The 22,641-nt window shown below is 38.6% G+C and carries 20 protein-coding genes; 5 read left to right on the plus strand and 15 right to left on the minus strand.

The features are described 5' to 3' along the window. Positions 1-52 precede the first annotated feature (52 nt). From ACTJKC_RS08810 to pdhA, 4 genes are all read right to left on the minus strand, one after another. Positions 53-604, minus strand: a complete 552-nt coding sequence (locus tag ACTJKC_RS08810) for a cupin domain-containing protein (RefSeq protein WP_440791178.1) — start codon at positions 602-604, stop codon at positions 53-55. Positions 605-820: 216 nt separating this feature from the next. Further along, positions 821-2,599, minus strand: coding sequence for a DUF885 domain-containing protein (locus tag ACTJKC_RS08815; protein ID WP_440791180.1), 1,779 nt, complete (start codon positions 2,597-2,599; stop codon positions 821-823). Positions 2,600-2,739: 140 nt separating this feature from the next. Further along, on the minus strand, positions 2,740-4,419 hold the full coding sequence (locus ACTJKC_RS08820) for a pyruvate dehydrogenase complex dihydrolipoamide acetyltransferase (protein ID WP_344851490.1): 1,680 nt from the start codon (positions 4,417-4,419) through the stop codon (positions 2,740-2,742). Positions 4,420-4,449: 30 nt separating this feature from the next. Further along, a complete protein-coding gene (pdhA, locus tag ACTJKC_RS08825) occupies positions 4,450-5,445 on the minus strand; it encodes a pyruvate dehydrogenase (acetyl-transferring) E1 component subunit alpha (protein ID WP_344851491.1) in 996 nt (331 codons plus the stop codon). A gap of 495 nt (positions 5,446-5,940) precedes the next feature. On the opposite strand from pdhA, the gene ACTJKC_RS08830 reads away from it, so the two are divergent. From ACTJKC_RS08830 to ACTJKC_RS08840, 3 genes are all read left to right on the plus strand, one after another. Further along, positions 5,941-6,498 (plus strand): C40 family peptidase, encoded by a 558-nt coding sequence (locus ACTJKC_RS08830; RefSeq protein ID WP_316844818.1) that lies wholly within the window; start codon positions 5,941-5,943, stop codon positions 6,496-6,498. Between the two features lie 231 nt (positions 6,499-6,729). Next, positions 6,730-7,827: a CapA family protein gene (locus ACTJKC_RS08835; RefSeq protein ID WP_440791184.1), complete on the plus strand. Its 1,098-nt coding sequence runs from the start codon at positions 6,730-6,732 to the stop codon at positions 7,825-7,827. A 44-nt stretch (positions 7,828-7,871) separates the two neighbouring features. Next, positions 7,872-8,057, plus strand: a complete 186-nt coding sequence (locus tag ACTJKC_RS08840; protein WP_440791186.1) for a hypothetical protein — start codon at positions 7,872-7,874, stop codon at positions 8,055-8,057. A gap of 122 nt (positions 8,058-8,179) precedes the next feature. On the opposite strand, the gene ACTJKC_RS08845 is transcribed toward ACTJKC_RS08840, so the two are convergent. Beyond that, positions 8,180-8,365 carry a hypothetical protein gene (locus tag ACTJKC_RS08845; RefSeq protein WP_113950816.1) on the minus strand — a complete coding sequence of 62 codons (186 nt, stop codon included), beginning with the start codon at positions 8,363-8,365 and terminating at the stop codon, positions 8,180-8,182. A gap of 111 nt (positions 8,366-8,476) precedes the next feature. On the opposite strand from ACTJKC_RS08845, the gene ACTJKC_RS08850 reads away from it, so the two are divergent. Beyond that, complete coding sequence (locus ACTJKC_RS08850) at positions 8,477-9,415, plus strand: SPFH domain-containing protein (protein ID WP_440791188.1); 939 nt, start codon at positions 8,477-8,479, stop codon at positions 9,413-9,415. Positions 9,416-9,567: 152 nt separating this feature from the next. Here the strand turns inward: ACTJKC_RS08850 and ACTJKC_RS08855 are convergent, their stop codons facing one another. The 4 genes from ACTJKC_RS08855 to ACTJKC_RS08870 form a co-directional block, all read right to left on the minus strand. Next, the gene (locus tag ACTJKC_RS08855) at positions 9,568-11,733 is read right to left on the minus strand and encodes a carboxy terminal-processing peptidase (RefSeq protein ID WP_344851495.1); all 2,166 of its coding nucleotides are present in this window, start codon (positions 11,731-11,733) and stop codon (positions 9,568-9,570) included. Between the two features lie 288 nt (positions 11,734-12,021). Next, on the minus strand, positions 12,022-12,705 hold the full coding sequence (locus ACTJKC_RS08860; protein ID WP_344851496.1) for a hypothetical protein: 684 nt from the start codon (positions 12,703-12,705) through the stop codon (positions 12,022-12,024). 29 nt (positions 12,706-12,734) lie between these two features. Further along, on the minus strand, positions 12,735-13,577 hold the full coding sequence (locus tag ACTJKC_RS08865; protein ID WP_440791191.1) for an isoaspartyl peptidase/L-asparaginase: 843 nt from the start codon (positions 13,575-13,577) through the stop codon (positions 12,735-12,737). Positions 13,578-13,641: 64 nt separating this feature from the next. Further along, positions 13,642-14,541, minus strand: a complete 900-nt coding sequence (locus ACTJKC_RS08870; RefSeq protein WP_344851498.1) for a cyanophycinase — start codon at positions 14,539-14,541, stop codon at positions 13,642-13,644. 269 nt (positions 14,542-14,810) lie between these two features. Here ACTJKC_RS08870 and cphA point away from each other — a divergent pair, with 269 nt between their 5' ends. Further along, complete coding sequence (cphA, locus tag ACTJKC_RS08875) at positions 14,811-17,426, plus strand: cyanophycin synthetase (RefSeq protein WP_440791193.1); 2,616 nt, start codon at positions 14,811-14,813, stop codon at positions 17,424-17,426. A 121-nt stretch (positions 17,427-17,547) separates the two neighbouring features. Here the strand turns inward: cphA and ACTJKC_RS08880 are convergent, their stop codons facing one another. The 6 genes from ACTJKC_RS08880 to ACTJKC_RS08905 form a co-directional block, all read right to left on the minus strand. Beyond that, positions 17,548-18,003 (minus strand): ferritin-like domain-containing protein, encoded by a 456-nt coding sequence (locus ACTJKC_RS08880; RefSeq protein WP_025141493.1) that lies wholly within the window; start codon positions 18,001-18,003, stop codon positions 17,548-17,550. 110 nt (positions 18,004-18,113) lie between these two features. Next, positions 18,114-19,031, minus strand: coding sequence for a sugar transferase (locus ACTJKC_RS08885; RefSeq protein WP_440791195.1), 918 nt, complete (start codon positions 19,029-19,031; stop codon positions 18,114-18,116). Positions 19,032-19,113: 82 nt separating this feature from the next. Then, on the minus strand, positions 19,114-19,524 hold the full coding sequence (locus tag ACTJKC_RS08890; RefSeq protein ID WP_440791197.1) for a GxxExxY protein: 411 nt from the start codon (positions 19,522-19,524) through the stop codon (positions 19,114-19,116). A gap of 333 nt (positions 19,525-19,857) precedes the next feature. After that, entirely contained in the window at positions 19,858-20,619 is a 762-nt protein-coding gene (locus ACTJKC_RS08895; RefSeq protein WP_440791199.1) for a class I SAM-dependent methyltransferase, read from the minus strand. Positions 20,620-20,631: 12 nt separating this feature from the next. Continuing rightward, on the minus strand, positions 20,632-21,279 hold the full coding sequence (locus tag ACTJKC_RS08900; protein WP_440791201.1) for an FkbM family methyltransferase: 648 nt from the start codon (positions 21,277-21,279) through the stop codon (positions 20,632-20,634). After that, the gene (locus ACTJKC_RS08905; protein ID WP_344851503.1) at positions 21,276-22,601 is read right to left on the minus strand and encodes a flippase; all 1,326 of its coding nucleotides are present in this window, start codon (positions 22,599-22,601) and stop codon (positions 21,276-21,278) included. Before ACTJKC_RS08905 ends, ACTJKC_RS08900 begins: the two co-directional genes overlap by 4 nt. Between the last annotated feature and the right edge of the window lie 40 nt (positions 22,602-22,641).

Genomic DNA, 22,641 nt, shown 5'->3' on the forward strand with positions numbered 1-22,641 from the left:
ATATTTAAAACCCGAAAATTAAAGAATTTTAGACGGTAAAAACGAAAGAGTTTTACACATTTTCGCATTTTTGATTGTACCAGCATTCAAATAAATGGCCTTTGCTTCCATAAACAGGATCGCTGTCAGGATTTTTTACTTTGGCAATATCTTCATCCGCTGCAGCACGCTCTTCGGGCTTACCATATTTGATATTATATTCTGCTCCATTCGGGTAGGCACCCACTACCGTAAAATCATCGGTGGAGTTTAATTTCTTATGTGCTACACCTGCCGGAATGATGATTACATCGCCTTTATCCAGTTCGATACAAACCCCGTGATCGCCGCCAAACTGTACATCGGCCTTGCCACAGAAAACACCCATCACTTCATGTGTATTGCTATGGTAATGGTGATAATCAAAAATACTGTCAACCCACGAATTAGTATAGCCGTTTTGCGCAAAAACCTTTCTGATCACGTCTTCGGTATCATCAGGATGCAACCTGAAAGTACCTTTATAAATCATTAATGGCAAATTGGGATTATTAGGGAAATTGCCATTCTCTTCTATCTTGTGCGCAACCAGGTAAGCTTCTTGTATCAATTTTTCTTTGTCCATGATTTGGGTGTTTTAATAATTAACAAAGGAATTGGAAAAGGGTTTAGCGATATGGTTAGTTTCCCGCAGATTTATATCAAAAGGGGTCGTCATTGCGAGAAGGCTTTTTCAGCCGGCGAAGCAATCTTAATGCGGATGTTCGTAGCGATCGTTTTAAGATTGCTTCCCCGAAAAGTCGGGGCAGGCTGTCGTACCTCCCCGCAATGACGATTATCTCTACTTCTGGCTTGCTGCCCAGGTATCCATCTTAGCTTCAAAAACCGATAAAGGGAATGATCCGTCTTTTAACACTGCGGTATGAAAAGCAGCAAGTTTAAATTTCGGGCCCAGTTCTTTTTCGTATTTAGTTCTTAGCTCGCGTATTTTCATGGCGCCGGTTTTGTAGCCTAAGGCCTGTGCGGGCATCCCCATATAACGTTCAATTTCAGCAGTAGCACCTTCGGTACTGATGGCTTCGTTATCCGTCATGTATTTAATGGCATCTTCCCTGCTCATGTTCTTGCTATGGATGGCCACATCAACCACTAAACGGATGGCACGGTGCATTTCATCGCCGAGCGCGCCCATGTGCTGGTAAGGATCCTGATAAAGGCCCAGTTCTTTGCCAAGCGATTCGCAGTAAAGTGCCCAGCCTTCTACATAAGCATTGTGCCCGCCAAAACGGCGAAAATTTGGTAGTGATTTATTCTCCTGGGTTAAAGAAATCTGGTAATGGTGACCAGGGATTGCCTCATGAAGAAATAACGATTCCATGCCCGAAGTGGTGTTGAATTTTTTGGCATCTAGAATCGGCACATAAAATATTCCCGGACGAGAGCCATCTGCAGAACCCTGATTATACTCTGCACTGGCCGATGCTGCCCTGAAAGCCTCTGTTTGACGGATTTCGAAAGGGGTTTTCGGTTCCACTTCAAACATCTTTTTTAAATTGGGTTTCATGCGCTGGTGAATATCCTCAAAAGCAGCTAAAATTTCCTGAGGTGTTTTATAGGGCATGAATTTTTTATCCGTTTTCATGTATTCAAAAAAGGCTTTTAAATCGCCCTTAAAACCAACCAGGTTTTTAATGCTGTCCATTTGGCCTTTAATGCGGGCTACTTCTTTTAAACCGGTCTGATAAATTTCTTCGGGAGTTTTATTGGTGGTAGTTTGTTGCTTTACCAGATAAGTGTACCAGGCTAAGCCACCCGGCATAGCAGAATATCCTGAAGTGGCGCGGCTTTTGGGCAGGTATTCATTTTGTAAATAATCGCCAAGTTTTTTATAGGTTGGAATAATCACATTGGTGATCGAATTGAGGTATGCTGCTGTTAATCGCTGTTTATCTGCCGCAGAAAAACTGTTTGGAATTGATTTTATGGGGCCGTAAAATAAACTTTCTTCCGGTTTGGCCACCACCATGCTCTGCATCTGTGGGATCATTTTTACCACCAACGCTTTAGGCAATACAATGCCTGCTGCCACACCTTTTTTGAAGTTTCCAATGGCGGTATCGGCCCATACCGAAAATGCATCAGCACGTTTTAACCAATCTTCATAATTTTTTACGGTTTTAAAAGGCTGAGCTCCTGTGCCAGAACCCAATTGCCCAATGGTTAGGGGCAAGGCAGTCATTTGGTTAAATGGCAGGTATTCTGAATGGTATTTCAAGCCTTCTAAATTGATTTCCAGCTGATCTTTCAGATAATCGAAAGATAGTTTATCATTTGCATTAAGGCTCTCGCGGTCGTATTTGCCCAGGCTATCCAAATAACGCTGATTGTAACTTTTAAATTCTTTTAAATAGGCCTGCGATCCATCGTTGGCCAAAAGATCGTTATAACGCTCATCGCCAATGTAAGTAGCATTAAGGGGATTTATTTTTAATCCATCCTGATAATATTGTTCGCATAGTGCCGAAAAAGCTTTATTTTCTGTACCATTATCAGAATTGTTTTTTTGCTTACAGGCAAGCATGGCAGTAATGCATGCAGCAAAAAGAAGTGTTTTTTTCATTTGGGTTTTAAGTTAGTATCTAATCAAAAATGCAAATTAAGTCGCTATTTACGAAAAGCCTTAAACGCAAAAAGCCATCTTGAAAGGATGGCTTTAAATATGCAGTCAGTATAAACTGAAAACTGTGAATTGCTAACTGATTAAGCCAATAACCTGATCGGCTCTTCTAATAAACCTTTTAATGTTTGTAAGAATTGTGCTCCTGTTGCGCCATCAACCACACGGTGATCGCAACCTAAAGTTAATTTCATTACGTTACCAGGAACAACAGCACCGTTTTTAACAACAGGAATTTGCTGAATGGCACCTACTGATAAAATTGCACCATCAGGAGAGTTAATGATTGAGGTAAATTCATCAATACCAAACATACCCAGGTTAGATACGGTGAAAGTAGAACCTTCCCAATCTGCTGGTTGTAATTTTTTAGCTTTTGCTTTTCCACCGAAATCTTTCACTTCAGCAGAAATGTGCGATAATGATTTGCCATCAGCAAAACGTACAACCGGTACCAACAAACCGTCTTCAACAGCCATGGCTACACCAATGTTGGTGTGTTCGTTAAACCTGATTTTATCGCCACCCCATGATGAATTAACTGCCGGGTGTTTTTTCAATGCAACAGCTACCGCTTTAATTACGATATCGTTGAAAGAAACTTTAACCGGAGCAACAGCGTTGATTGCCGTACGGGCAGCCATTGCGTTATCCATATCAATGCTGATGGTTAAATAGAAGTGTGGAGCGGTAAATAAACTTTCGGCCAAACGTTTTGCAATTACTTTACGCATTTGCGAAACCGGAGCTTCTGTATATTTAACCTCACCAACAAATGTTGGGATAACCGGTGCCGGTGCTGCAGCTTTGTCAGCAGCAGGAGCTGAAGCAGATTCTGCTTTAGCCGGAGCGGCCGATGGTTTGAAGTTTTCGATATCTTTTTTAATGATACGGCCACCTTCTGCACTACCTGCAACCTGGGCTAAATCGATTCCTTTATCTTTAGCAATTTTTTTAGCTAAAGGAGATGCTTTAACACGGCTATCTGAAGAACTTTCCGCAACAGGAGCAGATGTATTTGCATCAGCAGTTGCAGCTTGTTTTTCTTCTTTTGGTGCTTCAGTACTTTCAGCTTTAGGTGCCGGAGCAGATCCACCAGCTAAAATTCCACTAACGTCAGTTCCTTCCGGGCCAACAATTGCGATAATTCCGTTTACTTTAGCAGCCTGGCCTTTTTCTACACCAATGTGTAATAAAGTTCCGGTTGCATAACCCATTACTTCCATAGTTGCCTTATCGGTTTCTACATCAGCAAGAACATCATCATCCTTCACTTTATCGCCCACTTTTTTATGCCATTCGGCAATTACGCCTTCTGTCATGGTATCGCTTAATAAAGGCATGCGGATAACCGTAACACCTTTAGCAGCCAATTCTTCTTCGCTTAAACCACCGCCTTGAGCAGGGGCAGCTTCTTCTTTTTTATCTTCAGCTTTAGGCGCTTCATCTTTGCTTTCAGACTTCGGACTTGCCGACTCCTGACTTCCTGATTGTTCTGCCTCTAAAGCTGCTTTATAATCTTCGCCTTCTTTACCAATAACGGCCATGATGGCATCAACCGGAACAGCTGATCCTTCTTCTACACCTACGTACAAAAGGGTACCATCCCAATAAGATTCCATATCCATTGTTGCTTTGTCAGTTTCTACTTCTGCCAAAACATCACCGCTTTTCACTTTATCGCCCACTTTTTTGTGCCACTTCGCCAAAACCCCTTCGGTCATGGTGTCGCTCATTTTGGGCATTTTAATTACATCAGCCATTATATCTAATTAATTGAAATCTTATTAATATTAGTCCATTACGTAAGGGTAGTTCTCGGTCATGTACACATCTTTGTATAACTCAGATGCTTCCGGCCATGGAGATTCTTCAGCAAATTTCACTGCCTGATCAACAGTTGCTTTTACTTTAGCCTCTACTTCTTCAATCCATGCTTCGTCTGCATACTTTTCTTTTAAGATAGTTTCTCTTGCAAGTTCAACCGGATCTTTTGCTTTATAATCTTCTAATTCTTCTTTGGTACGGTATTTAGCCGGATCGGACATTGAGTGACCGCGGTAACGGTAAGTTCTCATTTCTAAGAAAGTTGGTCCTTCACCTTTACGTGCACGTTGAATAGCCTCATCCATTGCATTATGAACTGCAACAGGATCCATACCATCAACCGGTGCGCATGGCATATCAAAACCTAAACCAATTTTATAAATATCGGTCATGTTGGTGGTACGTTGTACTGAGGTACCCATTGCATAACCATTGTTTTCGCAAACAAAAACAACAGGCAATTTCCACAGCATGGCCATGTTAAAAGTTTCGTTTAATGCACCCTGGCGCACCGCACCATCGCCCATATAACAAATGTTAACATTATCGGTTCCTTTATATTTTTCTGCAAAAGCAACGCCAGCGCCTAATGGAATCTGACCGCCAACAATTGCATGTCCTCCGTAGAAGTTATGCTCTTTACTGAACATGTGCATTGAACCACCTTTACCTTTAGAGCAACCTGTAGCTTTACCGTACATTTCTGCCATAATACTATCGGCACTTACTCCTAAAGCTAAGGCATGGGCATGATCACGATAAGTGGTAATCATTGAATCGCCTTTTTGCATTGCAGATATTGCTCCTGCAACTACAGCTTCTTGTCCAATGTATAAATGACAAAAGCCACGTATTTTTTGTTGTCCGTATAACTGGCCGGTTTTCTCTTCGAATTTGCGCATCAGCAACATCGACTCAAACCACTTTAACCAGGTATCTTTATTTATTTCTACTGCACTCATTTTAGGGTATTTGTTTTTTGCGACAGCAAATCTAATTTTTTTATTGTAATTTTTGGCACTTTTAAGTGTAAAAACATCATGGTATTGGGGCTAAAATAAGATTTAACAGTTGTTTTACAATTAAATACGAATCTCCGGCACATTTGTTAATTTAATAACGATTTCTCATAATTAAATCATTGCCCTTTATCATAATATGGATTCAATTTATTCTGAAATTTAATTCTGCATAAGTGCCTGTTTACATAATTTAAAAACCAGCTGTTTTTTCAACCTGCTCTCGTTACTGAAATAAAATCCTTTTGAAAAAAAGATATTTTTAGGGCTGAAACTGCCAGTGAAATAGTGGATAAAAAATAAAAATGTTAATAACTTTCATTTTTTATAACATTACATTTGGATAACATTTGTATAATCAATACTTTTGACAACCAACAATAAGCCCATGTGGTGTACGTTAATGTGTAAGTGAATACCCAAACATAACTGTATAACATGATTAAAAAATTTTTGTTTTCTACCCTAATCGCTATCTGCACGCTCTCAACCGCATTTGCGCAAACAAAAACAAAAGAATCTGGTAAAGAATTAAATGACCCTGATAACCTTGCATCGCAATATTTTTCGCAGGTAATGGGTGTTGCGGTAGATGCGACCTCGAATTTAAAACTCTATAAATTTATATATGAGTGGATCGGAACACCATACAGCTATGGCGGAAACAGTAAAAGAGGCATCGATTGCTCGGCTTTTACTAAAGCGATTTACGACAAAGTTTTCAACACTACCATCAGAAGAAATTCGCGTGATATTTTCAGCATGGTAGATCCGCTATCCAAAGAAGATTTAAAAGAAGGCGATCTGGTTTTCTTCAAAATTAAAAGCAGAAGCATTTCACACGTAGGTATCTACCTTGGCGACAACAGATTTGCACATGCATCAAGTTCTCGCGGTGTAGTAATCAGCAACCTGAATGAACCATATTATAGTCGTTACTTTTATAAAGGCGGGCGTGTGTTAGAATCGTTTAAGAAAGAATTTGAAGTAGAATAATTCAGCTGGCAGTTAACAGTTCACAATTTCGGTTAACGGTTGCCTGAATAAAGAATACAATCCTCCTAAAGAAATTTCGGAGGATTTTTTGTTTAACACAACTCAAGCCGTCATTTCGCGCGGAGTGAAACGGAGTCGGGACCCCAAAGGCTCTGCGAAGCAAAATCTATCGGGATAGATCTCTCCATTCCACTACGTTCCAGTCGAGATAACGAGTATAATAAATACCTAATGAAGCTCATCAACACCATCCTAATCTTACCCTTCGTTGTTATAATCCTGATCAGCTGCACCAGCAATAATGCCCAGGTTGCTGCACCGATAGCTAAACAGGATACCGTAATCCGGAAAATAAAAGATACAATATCGATTACCGCAGTAGGCGACATTATGCTTGGCTCTGCTTTTCCATCCAAAACCAATCTTCCACCTGATGATGCCGTTAACAGTTTCCAGGCGGTTGATAGTTTGTTAAAAGGAGATGTCGTATTTGGAAATCTGGAGGGCTGTTTTCTTAATTCAGGTAATTCGAACAAATGCAATGGTATAAACCCGAACAATTGTTATGCTTTCAGAATGCCTGAACGTTATGCCGGAATTTACAAAAATGCAGGCTTTAATGTATTGAGCATTGCCAATAACCACGTTGGCGATTTTGAGGCGAAAGGAAGAAAAAATACGGCAAGGATTTTAGATTCGCTACAGATCCATTACGCCGGACAGGTAAATAAACCATTTGAAGTTTTTGAGAAAGACAGCATAAAATATGCTTTCTGTGCTTTTGCGCCAAACGAAAACACTGTTTCTATTAATAAGATCGATAGCGCAAAGGCCCTGGTTGCCCGTTTAAAAACCATAGCTGATATTGTAATCGTATCTTTCCATGGTGGTGGTGAAGGTGCCAGGTTTGAGCATGTTCCCCGCAAAAATGAAATTTTTTACAAAGAAAACAGGGGCAACGTTTATGCTTTTGCACATGCCGTGATTGATGCCGGTGCCGATGTAGTGCTGGGCCATGGGCCGCACGTAACCAGGGCTGTTGAAGTTTATAAGAATAAATTTATCGCTTACAGTCTGGGCAATTTCTGTACCTATGGCATGTTCAGTTTAAAAGGCAACAATGGCATTGCCCCTTTGCTTCAGCTAAAAATAAATGCCAAAGGCGATTTTCTCTACGCAAATGTAGTATCCGTTAAGCAGGATAAAATTAACCGTTTAACCCTCGATGATAATCATGGAGCTTTTAAACGGATAAAAGAACTTACCGATATTGATTTCGTTGGTCACCAGCTTAAGTTCACCGATAATAAAATTAGCTTAAAAGATTAATTTTCTGCGACACCAATCTCAATTTAATTCAGAATATTTGCCTTATGAAAACGGGATTAATACTTCATTATATTATTGGTGTCGCAGCGGCTATTTTAGTCCTGGCAGCAGCTTACTACATTCAGCAAAATCCAAAAAACTTATTATCTGCCGGCATTATTATACTGGCGGGTTGTTTGGTTGCTTTTAGTCAGTACCAGATTATTAAGCACAAAAAGAGACAAAAATGATTGCTGTTGTTATAGAAGTAACAAATGCCTCAAACTTTAAGATGGTATTTACCTTGGTTTAGCTATCGGTGCAGCAGTAGTACTTTTTCTTTTATCAAGAAAGTTCGGGAGGAAGAGATAGTTTAGCTCTCATCTTTCGTATTCTTTACCAAACCAATCCCTGAAACAAAGAATATCAGTCCGATGATGCCATAAACCATTAATCCTCTTGTATTTTGATTATGGTTTACAAAGCCATATCCGGCATAAATTAAGCCGATAATTCCCAGTATTGTTAAAATGGTTCCAAAAGTGCGTTTTACGTTCATGATCTATTTTTTAAGATAAGACAAAAATTTAAGGCTTTTGTTTGAGCACCTGAGAATGGAGTATTAATCGTTTGTATTTATTTTTTTATAACTTCATAAAAAAATCTAATTATGCAATACACCATTTATGTTATAGCTATTGTAGCGTTCATTGTCCTACTCAGCTCATTTGTTACCGTTAAACAGGGAACCATTGCTGTGGTAACGGTTTTCGGTAAGTACCGCCGTCAGTTAAGACCAGGTTTAAATTTTAAAATTCCATTAATAGAGCAGATTTATTCGCGCATTTCGATCCAGAACCGTTCGGTTGAATTATCTTTCCAGGCGGTAACACAAGATCAGGCTAATGTGTATTTTAAAGCGATGCTTTTATATTCTGTGGTAAACCAGGATGAAGAAACCATTAAAAATGTAGCGTTTAAATTCGTTGATGCCACCAACCTGATGCAAGCCTTAATCAGGACCATAGAAGGTTCGATCCGTGCTTATGTAGCCACGCAAAAACAGGCAAACGTATTGGCACAACGTAATGAAATTGTACTTCATGTTAAAGAACAGATTGATCAGGTTTTAGATGGCTGGGGATATCACCTGCAAGACCTTCAATTGAATGATATTACTTTTGATGAAGAAATTATGCGCTCGATGAGTCGTGTAGTAGCGTCGAATAACTTAAAAGCAGCGGCTGAAAATGAAGGTCAGGCTTTATTGATTACGAAAACCAAGGCCGCTGAGGCTGATGGTAATGCCATCAAGATTGCTGCAACAGCCGAACGTGAGGCAGCTCAATTACGCGGACAGGGTATTGCTTTATTTCGTGCAGAGGTTGCGCATGGTATGAGCAAAGCCGCACAGGAAATGGAACAGGCTAACCTGGATATTTCAGTGATTTTATTCACCATGTGGACGGAATCGATTAAACATTTTGCCGAGAATGGCGATGGCAATGTTATCTTTTTGGATGGCAGTACCGAAGGCATGAACAAAACCATGAAAGAAATGATGGCCATGCAATTAAGTAAACAAAATGAGCCTAATGGTAAAAGATAAGTTAATTCAATTTTCGTAATTTAGGCCTCTTGGGTTTAATAAAGCACATTACAAATCAAACCTAACGGGAAGTCTTATCAAAACTCCAAAGTAAATAATAAAGCCTCTTTAGCTAAAACTAAAGAGGCTTTATTATTTAAAAGATATTTATTTTAGTTATTCTTTGGCATCAGGCCTAAGTTCATTACATAACTACCTGATTGCTGCATAAAATCGCCCATTACCCTTAACGATTCATCTTCAATAAAATCGAAAGCATCTTGTTTGGTTACTTTGTCTCCTTTTTTAATGGCCGGTAAACCTCTCAATGCCCTTAATTCATTTTGTCTGGTCAGGGTTTTGGCTTCCTGTGCTTCGCGTTCTGCTTTAAGTTTAGCCTCATTTAATGTTACAGAAACTTCGTTATCACGTTTTTTAAGATCAGCGATATCCTGTTTAAGGTATTTAAAATCTAAAGAGTTTGCAATACGTTGTTCACTGTTTTTAGTCAATTGAGCTTTCACTGCAGCTAAATTAGCAACGGCTTTAAAATTAGAGCTTGGAATCACATCCCATGGTAAAGCAGATGGCTCTGTATCTTCGCCAATTTTATCCATTGGGTAAATAGAAGGGAAAACAACATCAGGTGTTACGCCTTTATGCTGTGTACTGCTACCAGCCACACGGTAAAATTTAGCCATGGTTAGATTAATCTGACCTAAATTGATATCTGCAGGATTTGCACTATTTGGAGAAGTTCCAACAGTTTTATCTTTCGAAATTAAACCTGCCACCCTTTGCAACATGCTCGGATTTACCAGTTTATTCAAATCTATAGAAGATTGAACGGTACCTTTACCATAGGTTTGGCTACCCATAATAATACCGCGGCCGTAATCCTGAATTGCTCCGGCAAAAATTTCAGATGCTGATGCGCTTAAACGATCAACCATAACACCGAACGGGCCATCCCATGCTACACCGCTGTTCTCGTCTTCATCTACCTCAATTTTACCGCGTAAATCTTTTACCTGCACTACAGGGCCTTTATCAATAAATAAACCTGTTAACGAAATGGCTTCAACTAAAGAGCCACCGCCGTTTCCGCGTAAATCCATCACAATGGCATTTACTTTATCGTAAGTTTTTAATGAATCGATCAGTTTTCTTACATCGCGGGTGGTACTTTTATAATTTTTATCACCAGCATTGGCAGCTTTAAAATCAGCATAAAAAGCAGGCAAAGTAATAATACCTACTTTAATGTCTTTACCATTGCTGTTAATGGTTTTTACCTTTTTCTTGGCAGAAGTTTCTTCCAGTACAATTTTATCGCGCACCAGTTCAATAATTACTGGTTTAGATGACATTTCTTTTCCAACAGGAATTACTTTTAAACGCACTTTAGTGCCTTTAGGGCCTTTAATTTTCGATACGGTGTTATCCAGTCTCCATCCAACTACATCAACAAACTCACCGTCGCCTTGCGCTACAGCAATAATACGATCGCCAGCACTTAACTGTTTGCCTTTAAAAGCAGGTCCGCCGGCGATGATTTCTGAAATTTTAACTACCTCATTTTCCAGTTGTAAACGTGCACCTATACCCTCAAAAGAGCGCGACATGTCTTCGTTAAAAGCAGCGGCATTGCTAGGGTTGAAATAATTGGTATGTGGATCAATAGATTCGGTAAATGCATCCATTAAAATCTGGAAAACATCCTGATTATTCATTTTTGAGGTTTGCGACTGTAGATTCTGATAACGTTTGGTTAAAGTTTCTACATTTTTTGCTTCAGCTGTTCCGGCTAAATTAAGGTTAATCAACTCATATTTAACACGTTTTTTCCAGGTATCGTTTAAGGCAGTTGTAGAAACCGGCCATGGTAATTTTTCCCTGTCGTACACATAAGTATCGGTTTGGTTAAAATCGAATTTGGTTTTAATCTGTGCCAGCGAATAATTAAAATATTCGTTAAGCCTTTTAGCGTAAACGTTATAGATAAAGAAGGGACCACTTAAATCGCCGTTTTTAAAATCGTCGTCTAAGGTGTATCTGTATTTTTCAAATTCCTTAATATCAGATGCAAGGAAATAATTTTTACCCTGATCTAATGATTTGATATACTTATCTAAAATAATGGAAGATATAGAATCGTTGACCTGAATTTTCTTGTAATTATAACTCTCAATCAAATTCACAACCTCCTTAATCACAAGCTGTTGCTGCTGATCCGGCTTTATATTGGTAATTCCCTCAACAATCGGCTGAGTTTTGGGCGCAGCATGGCAGGCAAGTACGGCTCCGGTAAAAATTACAAAAAATATTCTCTTTAACATCTCTTTAAATGATTTAAAATCCATTTCCAATTCTATATAGCCAATATGATACCATTTTAGCAAAAAAACAAAAAAGAGACAGCATTATTACCGTCTCTTGTTAAAACTTTATCAAATCTAACTAAAAGCTTTTTATTTAACAATTTCTTATAGCACAACGCTAAGAGATATTTTTTGTTTTAAGCAATATTTAAAATTTGACCGAATAAAGACGTATAATCGCTTATAAAGCAATGTTTTAGTATTTGTGGGAATAATTTTTCCGGATGATTAGAGGTTACAGGTTGATTAACCTTTTTTAGTAGCAGTTTTGCTGGCAATTATTTCCCTGGCATCCTTAATCTGCGCTTTATACTGCGTGGTTTTGATGGAATTGGCCAGCCATTCTGCCGATTTTAAATCCCTGAGCGCAAGGGTAAAATCTTTCTTTTTAATTTTCACCTGAACAATGCCCAAAATAGATTCGATATAGGCGTTATTGCTTTTTAACTGTTTAGCCAGTATGCCCTGCTGGGTGTAAAACCACATCGATTGCGTGTATTTGGTATTGGCGAGGTACACTTTGCCCAAAAGGCTGTAGGTATTCATAATTCCGGCACGGTTACCGGTTTTAGAATAATTTTTTAAAGCAACATTTAAAAGGATCTGTTCTGCATCGGTAAAACGGCCCAGTTGGTAATGCATGCTGCTCATCTTAATGATGGCCTGCCCGTACCTGTTGAAGTTTTTTACAGAATTATATTCGAAAGCAGCTTTGCCAAATAATGTTAAGGCTTCGTTATAATCGCCTTTTCGCTCTAAATCTTCCGCTTCTTCAAAAAAAGAATTCCCGTCTTCCAGGTCGAATTTAGATACCGCTATATTAATAGCGCTACCTCCATTGGGTTCCTGGATGTCTGTTTTGTCTATGTTTTGAGCCTGAAGTTGTAACGATGCAAAAAGGCCGATTAAAGCCAGTACAATTTTGGTCATGCAACAAAAATAATACTTTAATTCTAATTTTAGCTAAATACCTGTAAATTAACATCAAAAGATGCCCAAACCATATAGGGGTGAGAATCGCAATGATATATTTCGCCTTTAGCGGTGATGCCAACTATACCTGCAAAGCCATCAAAAGCCTTTAATTCGGCGAAAGATTTATCAGCAGCATCCTTTAAAGTAAAGCCATCGGTAACACGTGTAACGATTTTGGCGGCCAGTGCACCACTTACAATATCTTCGCCAACACCAGTACAAGAGATTCCTGCAAACTGGTTAGCATAATTGCCGGCAACGGTGGCCGAATCGCTTACGCGGCAGGGAATTTCGAAGCCTTTACCGCCTGTAGAAGTTGCGGCTGCTAAATTTCCATCGTCATCAAGCGCTACACAACCTACGGTTCCTTTATTGTTTTTCTGGTTTAATTTTGCTGCGTACTCAGATTGACGCTGTGGCGTGATGGGATTAAAATATTCAAATCCGTTATCGCGGGCAAATTGCTGTGCACCTTCGCCACTTAATACACGATCATCATAGGTCAAAAGGTTTTGGGCTATCTGGATCGGATTTTTCACATCCTCCACATTGATTATACCACTAAATTTTTCGGTTTTACCATCCATTAAAGCAGCGCTTAACCTTACTTTTCCATCACTTTGAATCTGCGAACCAATTCCTGCATTAAATAATTCGTTATCTTCTAACAAAGCAACGGTATAAACCACAGTTTCTAAAGCGGTATGTGTTTTCAGGTATTCGTGGCCCAGCGTAACAATAGAAGCTAAAGCATCTTGTTTTGCCTTTTTTGTTTCCTGGTTGGTGGATGATTCGCTGAAAAAGCCGCCGTGTATAATTAGTTTCATTTTTGTAGTATCGAGATGTAAGTTACTTAAACTGATAACCGCCCACTGTTAATTGCTAACTGAACTACCCTATTGGGATAACTTTAGGATGATGGATTACTAAACTATGATCATTTAAATCATAAACGTCGCCATCGCACATAACGTGTACCACCATGTTTTTTATCGAAACCGGTTGTCCCATTTCTACATCTGTTAAATTGGTATCAGCCATGTTGCGGCCATCAACCAAAATTACCATACCTGAGCCAATGGCTTCCATGGTATGCCCGTCTGATATAAAAAGCCCGGTATCTTCACCTAAACCAATACCCAAAATACCAGGGTTACTGGCTGCAGCATATAATAAACGGCCGATTCTGCCACGCTGAACAAAGTGTGTATCTACAATAACATCATCAATAAAGCCTAAGCCACCGGTAATTTTAACTTCACCTTTAAGTAAAGCATCTTTACTGCTGCCCTGGTAAATCATGTTTTTAGAACTTGCGGCTGCTCCGGCCGAAGTACCAGCAATTACAACAGGTTCATTTCTGTATTTTTCTAACAGGATCTGATGGATTTTCGTGCCGCCAAAAATAGATGAAAGGCGAAGCTGATCGCCACCGGTAAAAATAATTACCTCAGCGGCTTTGATACGCTCATAATTTTCGTCAGAATTGGCTTCTTCACGGTTGGTAATATTTAACACACCAACATTATGTACATCCAGTTGCGCATAAGCTTTAATGTATTCTTCACCAACTTTTTCGGGCATTAATGATGCGGTGGTGATGATCTCGAAACGTGATTGGGTATCTTTAATTGATTCGGTAGTAATCCTTTTTAAAATTCCACGCTCAAAAAAATTCATGTTTTCTGGTAGTCCAAATTGCGTTTCTGCGAAGCTACCGGTGTTAATTGCGCCACCAATGATGATGAGTTTACCTTTCGGAACCATTCTTTGTGTATATAATTGTATCAAAAAACCCAAATATATAGGCTTAAGATAAAAAACACGACTTTTTTTGTCAATAATATTCAATTTATTAACAAACGTTAAAATAATCTAACCTAAAATTAACGTAATAGTGCTTGAAAATAAAACAAATACGTATTAAAATTGATTTACGTAAATGGAACGCCTAATTTCAAAATAAATGCATATTTTACAGTCATCAATTTCATTCTCAAAATTGAATTAAAAAGGCCGTCCCAAAACCTTGTTAAATTAAAAAACGAACAAAACATTACATGAAGATATTAAACATACAAGTATTAAGAGGACCGAATATATGGTCGATTAGCCGGAAGAAATTGATCCAGATGCGGTTGGATTTAGAAGATCTGGAACAAAAACCAACCAATGTGATAGACGGTTTTAGCGAGAGGATTGAGAAACTGTTGCCAAGCATGTTTACCCACCGTTGTTCTAAAGGGGTTGAAGGCGGTTTTTTTACCCGGGTGAAAGAAGGAACCTGGATGGGCCATGTAATTGAGCATATTGCACTTGAAATTCAGACCCTGGCAGGCATGGATACCGGTTTTGGCAGAACCCGAATGACCAAAACCGAAGGTATTTACAATGTGGTTTTTAGTTACCTGGAAGAAAAAGTAGGTATTTATTCGGCGGAAGCTGCAGTAAGAATTGCCGAGGCTTTAATTAACAATGAAGAGTACGATTTAGAACATGATATCCGCAGGATGAAAGAAATCCGCGAGCTGGAAGCATTGGGCCCTAGTACGGGCTCCATTGTGGAGGAAGCGGTGAAACGCAGTATCCCGTGGATCAGGCTGAACAAAAGTTCGCTGGTGCAATTGGGTTATGGCAAAAACCAGGTGCGTTTTAGGGCCACCATGACCGAAAAAACCAGCAGCATTGCAGTAGATATTGCCAGTAATAAAGAAGAAACCAAACGTTTGCTTACCGAAGCTGCCATTCCTGTAGCATCAGGTGTAACCATTTCAAATGTTGATGACCTCGAAGCGTCAGTTAAAAAAGTTGGATTTCCTTTGGTTTTTAAACCGCTGGATGGCAATCACGGTAAGGGTGCAACCATCAACGTAAAAACCATGGAAGATGCTTTGGCAGCTTTCGAATATGCCAAAACCTATTCGAGAAGGGTAATTATAGAAAAATTTATTACCGGCTACGATTTTCGTGTATTGGTAATCGATCATAAAGTTATTGCAGCGGCACAACGCGATCCGGCACACGTAAGAGGAAATGGAATTCACACCATTCAGGAACTTATTGATAAAGAAAATGAGGACCCGCGCCGTGGTTATGGACATGAAAATGTATTAACTGAAATAGCTGTAGACCGCGATACGCTGGATCTGCTGGCGAAAAAAGAATATACTTTAGAAACCATTCCGGAAAAGGGAGAAGTAGTTTATTTAAAATCGACTGCAAATTTAAGCACAGGAGGAACATCGATTGATGTAACCGATATCGTACACCCACAGAATATTTTTATTTGTGAAAGGATTTCGAGGGTAATCGGACTGGATATTTGCGGTATAGATATTATGGCGCAGAACCTTACGCAGCCTTTAACCGAAAATGGTGGTGTGGTGTTAGAGGTTAATGCTGCGCCTGGATTCAGGATGCACCTGGCGCCAAGCGAAGGTTTGCCAAGAAATGTTGCTGCATCGGTTATCGATATGCTTTATCCGCAGGGAAAATTATCGCAGATCCCGATTATTGCCGTAACCGGAACAAACGGAAAAACCACAACCACGCGTTTAATTGCACACATTATCCGCAGCAACGGTAAACGTGTAGGTTTTACCACCAGCGATGGGGTGTATGTACACAACACCATGTTAATGAAGGGCGATACCACCGGACCGGTAAGTGCCGAATTTATTTTAAAAGACCCGACTGTTGAATTTGCCGTTTTAGAAACTGCCCGTGGCGGAATTTTAAGGGCAGGATTAGGCTTTAATGCCTGCGACATTGGTGTAGTAACCAATATTCAGGAAGATCACCTCGGGATTTCCGACATTCACAACCTCGACGATTTAACCCGTGTTAAAGCGGTTGTAATTGGCGCGGTTCGCCGTAAAGGCTGGGCAGTATTAAATGCTGATAATGGTTATTGCGTACGCATAGGTAAAGATGCCAGGTGTAATGTGGCTTATTTTAGTATGGATGAAAACAATCCGGTAATTAAAGAGCATTGCAGAAAAGGTGGTATTGCGGCTATTTACGAAAACGGATTTATTACCATTAAAACAGGCGACTGGAAATTAAGGGTTGATAAAGCCACTCATATTCCTTTAACATTTGGTGGTTCGGTAAATTTTATGATCCAGAACGTACTTGCGGCAACACTGGCTACCTATTTATGGGGCTATAAACCAGAGGATATCCGTTTATCGTTAGAAACCTTTATCCCCTCGGCAGCACATACGCCAGGAAGGATGAACATTTTCAGGTTTAAAGACTTTAAAGTTCTGGTAGACTTTGCGCACAATCCGGATGGGTTTAACGGCGTGAAAAGTTTCTTGCAGGGAGTAGAAGCTACAGAACATGTGGGTATTATTTCGGCAACCGGTGACAGAAGAGATGAGGATATCCTCGAAACAGCCCGGATTTCTGCACAGATGTTTGATAAAATTTACATTTGTCAGGAGAAATACTTACGCGGAAGGCAACAGGATGAACTGGTTGGTTTATTATTGAAGGGCATTAAGGAGGTTGATCCGAATAAAGAGGTCATCATTAATAACAAAAGTACCGAGTGTTTAAAAATCGCGATTGAAACAGCTCAAAAAGGTTCTTATCTGACTATATTAAGCAATACGATTGACAATACAATTCAGCGTGTTACTGAGCATTTGGATAGGGAACTGGAGGCGTAGTTTTCATCTATAAAAACCGTCATTTCGAGCGGAGTTCAGCGCAGTCGAGATGAAGGCCCTAAATAAAAAAGCTCCTTCAATTTAATTGAAGGAGCTTTTTTCGTTTTTATATATTGTTCACTTATGCCTGGGCATCACGCAATCTTTTGATTTCGTCGTGTGATGTTCTCAATGATGCTTTTTGATCAGAGATTAATTCTCTGATATTTGCAGGAATTTCTTCTTCTTCCAGGGCCATTTTATAACCATTTTGAGCTGCATCTTCGCCGAATTCGCAATTGTTTAAAACGGTTTTGCGATCGTGACCGGTAAATATAGCTTTAACATCCATCCATGCCCTGTAAATTTTACCTGAATTGGTTGTTCCTGTTTCAATATCTTCGCCTAATGCACTTACTTCTGTTGCTAATGCCATTTTATATTTCTGGCTTTCGGCAATCATATTTAAAAATAGCGTTTTCAGATCTGCATCACCGTCTTTTAATTCCTGACGGGCTTTTTCATAACCTTCAATACGGTCGTTATTGATCTGGATCAGGTCATTCAATACCTCTGCTGTTGCTGTTGTAGTTTTCATGTTGTTATTTTTTATAGTTTCGATGTATAAAAGCAACACAATCAATCAAAAAAAGGTTTGTCATTTTTTCAATTGATTAAAAATACAGAGGTAAAATGTTGTTTGTCAGGTTATTTCTTCGAAAAGTATTGCGCCAGTTTTTCTTTTACAAAACGCCTTACCCGCGTTACCATATTCCCCTTACGTTTAGTTAAAAAGGATTTAATGGCTTTATATGCAGTTGCATCCTCAGCAATTACGGTCGGAAATTCGACGATAGGTTTGGGATTGATAATAACATTATAGATGTCATTTATTCCTGAATGGACACCGGTACCATCATGTCCGATGTTATTTACCAGCGACTGTGATGGATTGAGGGTTAAACCACCTTTTAAGAAAATAGAGGCATACCACCTGATGGCCCAGCTGTTGTTTTTTCCTTTTTTGAACTCCTGCATCTGTTTCCAGAAATTCATTTTGTTATCAATGGAAAAAGCCGCTTTTTTCCTTTTATCAAACTGTTTTAAAAGTACATCGATATTGGGTTCAAAATTTTTCCAGGCCCTCCCCCATGTGGCCCAGCCCCAGCTTGTGGCTGCCCTGTAAAAAAATGATTGTGGCAGTTCTTCAGCTTTTAAAGGATACATATAAGCACCAATGTGCATCACTTTTTCTTCTTCGCTATAGCGGGTTAGTGCCTCGTTAAAATAGTGCAAAGTGTGCGGAGAAGTAACCAGGTCATCCTCAAAAACAATTACCTGATCGTATTCTTCTATTAGCCGGGTAACTCCCGCAATTACGGAATTGGCCAATCCGGCGTTATCCTTTCTCTCGATTACTTTAACGGATTTAAAGCCCTTCGTTTTATTGATAATTTTCCTTACAGCAGCCACATTCTCCTCCTCACGAACGGTCTTTGCGCCATCAGAAAAGATGTACAGATGGCTTTCGGCAGCCAGATCGTTCTGTTGCAAAAATTTTAACGTACGCTCGGTATGCTGCGGACGGTTATATACGAAAAGTGCTATGGGAGCAAGGTTTTGCATTTTTGTTTTTATCAATTAAGCGTACTAAGCATTTTAACCATATAAGAAATTTAAGTTTCATATAAGTTATGGCAAAAGTATATCAATAAATTGATTCATACATTTCGTTTACATAAGTTTTTTGGCCTTCTGTAAATATATGGGTGCAGTTAAAGTTAATCATTAAGCCTATTGGTAGCTGTAATAACTTCATATAAGTTAAAAGTTGCGCAATATGAACAGGTGAAATGTTTTCTACAGATTTAAATTCGACTACTAATGCATTTTCGACTAATAAATCACAACGAAGATCTGCATTGATCATTAAACCTTTATAATCGATCGGAATACTAAGCTCTGATTTGAAATTAATATTTCTTATTCTTAATTCATGGACCATACATTGATGATACGTACACTCTAAGAGCCCGGGCCCTAGTGTTTTATGTACTTCAATAGCTGCTCCGTTTACTTTATAAACTAAGTCTTTTAAATAGGTTCTAGTTAATAACATTCCTTTACTATTAAAATTTATTCAGGATGTATTTTTAACAGGGATGCTAATCTTTAACACAATATATTCATTTTATTACTTTGTATTAATATGTTTCGCACAATTTTTCTCGTCTTAACAGAAAGAGGTTAAAGCCAGGCTATCAATTATGATTGAAAGTTTACTTTTATCTATAAGGGGCATATACGCTGGGAAATGGTTACGTAAGGTTAAACCTTATATTTTCTTATGTTACTTATATGGTGAACAATAACACAGGTAATTATGGTTTTTAATCATATAAGTTGGCTCGCTTATATTGAAATAAGGGCTACTCAAAAAAAAAGGGTACAACTAAAATATCTGCAGGTTATGCTCTGATTTTTTAGTTAGTACAGTATATGCATTGGCAAACTGTTCTTGTTTTTTCCTTCCGAATAAATTGCCTAATGTTTTTTTAATGCGGTATTCCAATTCAATTTTTAAGTTTTTAGAAAATGTTTTTGGCGCTTTCCTATTAATAAACTCATTAAATTTTACGGTTTCAGGAGCAGTCATCGAAACTTTATCTTCCAAAATCTCCAGACCCTCACTCTGCAGTAAAAACCTTAAAGAAGTTGGGGTGTACATATTGATGTGCCCATAATCCAAAAAGTGTTTCATCCTTTGGTCTACACCGAAACGGTAATCTTTTGGCACCTCTACTACAATATATTTAGCCACCCGCTTTAATTCCCGGATCAGGATCCTCTCGTGCTCTACGTGTTCTAAAACATGTGCAAGAATAATCAGATCAAAAGTCTCATCTCCATAAGGAATTTTATAGCCATCAAAAGTTTGCGCTTCTTTTAAGGCCGAAAGATTACGGTCTTTTATAATATCAACACCACTTTGTGCAATTTCCAAAGCATACAGTTCTGGTGCGAAATGCCATTCATTTAAAAAATGCAGAATACTGCCATCACCCGCACCAACTTCAAGTACTTTTTTAGGTTTAAGTCCTTTGCAAACATCAACAATATTCCGGGCTTTATATTTGGCTCCCAGCATTCGCCAGGCCACATCGCTATTGGTATAAAAATTATCGTAGGCGGTTTTTACTTCTTCGCTTAACATGGTTTTGACCGATTAAATACCTAAACAATTATCCTGCTTGTAAAAAACTGAAGTTGCCTTTTCGTAAAAAAGTCCGGGAGAAATGCCACTAAAGCTGATTTCTTTAAAACCCTGTGCTTTTAGCAATACCCGTGCAGGATGGTAAACTTCGCGTTCGCTATCATCCAAAACCAATACCCCATCCGGAGAAAGTGCTTCAACACTGTATTTACAGCAGTTTACGCGGTCGCGGCCATCAACAATAATAATGTCGAATTTTTTATTCAGCAAAGTTGCTTTTTTAGCATACTCACCATCTTTTTCCAGTTGACAAAAGATCATTTCTGCGTTGGCAGGACTTGTATTTTTAACCTTATCGTGCCATCCTTTATCATGCTCAACAGACGTTACAGCGCCAGCTCTTTCCGCATAAAATATGGTAGAATTGCCTGAGCCATATTCGAAAATATGCTGGTTTTTGTTTATCCGTTCTTTTATAAAATCGATAAACGAATAAGTTACCCATGGAAGTGCCTTTCCATTGCCATCTACGGCCTGTTTTTTGTCAAAAGCTGTAAACCAACCAATGCTGTTCAGGTAGCCTTTATGTCCGTATGATAACAATGCTTTAAGCCTGTTTGGCTTTGCAATTAATGTGCTTAATGCTTTAAGAGTACTCAACGTTTAAATATTTTTTGAAATGCTGTGACCAAAAATAATGATTTTAACATCATTATACCTTGTTTACGAAGTTTCGGTATAAATAGTATAAAAAATGCGGAAATAAAGTATGCAACTACTGTAGCTACTGCTGTACCCATCATGCCCATTCTTGGGATGAGTATAATGTTTAAAATGATATTTACAACTGCACCTATCCCTGTTCGAATAAAAGTTAAGCGGCCAAAGTTTTCGGCAATTAAATACTGGCCACTTGCTACACCAAGAAATATGAAAGCAGAGCCCCAAACATGAACAGACAAAACTGGTGCAGCATCTGCAAATTCTGGTTTAAAATAGCTGTAAATAAATGGTGAAGCAAAAGTTATAAAAATTGCGAAACTTAAACTTAACCACACCATTAAATCGTATAAATTCTGAAGTCTTTTTTGATAACGCTCCTGATCATCTCTTCTTGCATTTAAAATTGCCGGGAAAAGCGACGAAACGATTGCAACAGGAACAAAATTTAATGCCTCACTAAAGTTAACTACAGTTGCATAAGCACCTGCTTCGGCTGTTCCCCTTTCTCCTAAAATTTGTTTAAGCATAATTTGATCAATTTTCATGTATATAGAGACCATTATGCCTGAGATGATTAAAGGCCAAGAAAGCGCACAAAGTTTTTTTGCTAATGTTTTTTCAAATTTCCAGCTAAAAATACTTCTGCCTTTACGGCTATAAGTAATAATATAGCCTACTGAAAGTAAAACAGTGTCAAATAGAAATGCGAAAAAGAAATAACTAATCGGCGAATGTGTATAAATCAGGATAATTTTTATAGCAGCTGAAATCAAATTTCCAATAATCTGAACCTGCATGATGTATTTCGATTTTACTTCTGATTGGAAATAAGAATCTATAACCGTAAAAGATTGAAAAACGCCTATAAATGAAAGCAGAAGTATAAAGGAATATTGAATGTCCTGTAATGGATAAATAAGCCACGCTAACGAAATTAAAGGGATACATAAAAATCCTGCAAAAGTTTTAAGTCCGAATGCGGTACCTAAAATCTGATCTCTCCTTTGCGGAAACTGGTGAAGTTCTTTAACGATAAATTGATCCAAACCAAGTCCTGCCAGCGCTGCAAATAAAAATACATAAGCAATCGACGTCGTGAGAATACCATTGCCATAAGAAAGGAGATAGTTTGCAACAGCAATGTTGGTTAACATTTTAATTCCTAAGCTGCCAACTTTCCCTATTAGAAGCATCCCTGTATTTTTAAAATACTTTTTTAGTGCTTCTTCGTCAAAACCTTTTATGGCGGGTAATTTCATTAACGCAAAGATGTAAAAAAATGTGCGTTAAGTAAGGTAC

Origin of the sequence: Pedobacter sp. 22226 (assembly GCF_052045455.1) — a bacterium.
GTDB lineage: Bacteria > Bacteroidota > Bacteroidia > Sphingobacteriales > Sphingobacteriaceae > Pedobacter > Pedobacter jeongneungensis.

Bases quoted from the DNA above. Each gene is read 5' to 3' on its own strand.
- ACTJKC_RS08810 (WP_440791178.1), bottom strand. From the start codon at position 604: ATGGACAAAGAAAAATTGATACAAGAAGCTTACCTGGTTGCGCACAAG.
- ACTJKC_RS08815 (WP_440791180.1), bottom strand. From the start codon at position 2,599: ATGAAAAAAACACTTCTTTTTGCTGCATGCATTACTGCCATGCTTGCC.
- ACTJKC_RS08820 (WP_344851490.1), bottom strand. From the start codon at position 4,419: ATGGCTGATGTAATTAAAATGCCCAAAATGAGCGACACCATGACCGAA.
- pdhA (WP_344851491.1), bottom strand. From the start codon at position 5,445: ATGAGTGCAGTAGAAATAAATAAAGATACCTGGTTAAAGTGGTTTGAG.
- ACTJKC_RS08830 (WP_316844818.1), top strand. From the start codon at position 5,941: ATGATTAAAAAATTTTTGTTTTCTACCCTAATCGCTATCTGCACGCTC.
- ACTJKC_RS08835 (WP_440791184.1), top strand. From the start codon at position 6,730: ATGAAGCTCATCAACACCATCCTAATCTTACCCTTCGTTGTTATAATC.
- ACTJKC_RS08840 (WP_440791186.1), top strand. From the start codon at position 7,872: ATGAAAACGGGATTAATACTTCATTATATTATTGGTGTCGCAGCGGCT.
- ACTJKC_RS08845 (WP_113950816.1), bottom strand. From the start codon at position 8,365: ATGAACGTAAAACGCACTTTTGGAACCATTTTAACAATACTGGGAATT.
- ACTJKC_RS08850 (WP_440791188.1), top strand. From the start codon at position 8,477: ATGCAATACACCATTTATGTTATAGCTATTGTAGCGTTCATTGTCCTA.
- ACTJKC_RS08855 (WP_344851495.1), bottom strand. From the start codon at position 11,733: ATGTTAAAGAGAATATTTTTTGTAATTTTTACCGGAGCCGTACTTGCC.
- ACTJKC_RS08860 (WP_344851496.1), bottom strand. From the start codon at position 12,705: ATGACCAAAATTGTACTGGCTTTAATCGGCCTTTTTGCATCGTTACAA.
- ACTJKC_RS08865 (WP_440791191.1), bottom strand. From the start codon at position 13,577: ATGAAACTAATTATACACGGCGGCTTTTTCAGCGAATCATCCACCAAC.
- cphA (WP_440791193.1), top strand. From the start codon at position 14,811: ATGAAGATATTAAACATACAAGTATTAAGAGGACCGAATATATGGTCG.
- ACTJKC_RS08880 (WP_025141493.1), bottom strand. From the start codon at position 18,003: ATGAAAACTACAACAGCAACAGCAGAGGTATTGAATGACCTGATCCAG.
- ACTJKC_RS08885 (WP_440791195.1), bottom strand. From the start codon at position 19,031: ATGCAAAACCTTGCTCCCATAGCACTTTTCGTATATAACCGTCCGCAG.
- ACTJKC_RS08890 (WP_440791197.1), bottom strand. From the start codon at position 19,524: ATGTTATTAACTAGAACCTATTTAAAAGACTTAGTTTATAAAGTAAAC.
- ACTJKC_RS08895 (WP_440791199.1), bottom strand. From the start codon at position 20,619: ATGTTAAGCGAAGAAGTAAAAACCGCCTACGATAATTTTTATACCAAT.
- ACTJKC_RS08905 (WP_344851503.1), bottom strand. From the start codon at position 22,601: ATGAAATTACCCGCCATAAAAGGTTTTGACGAAGAAGCACTAAAAAAG.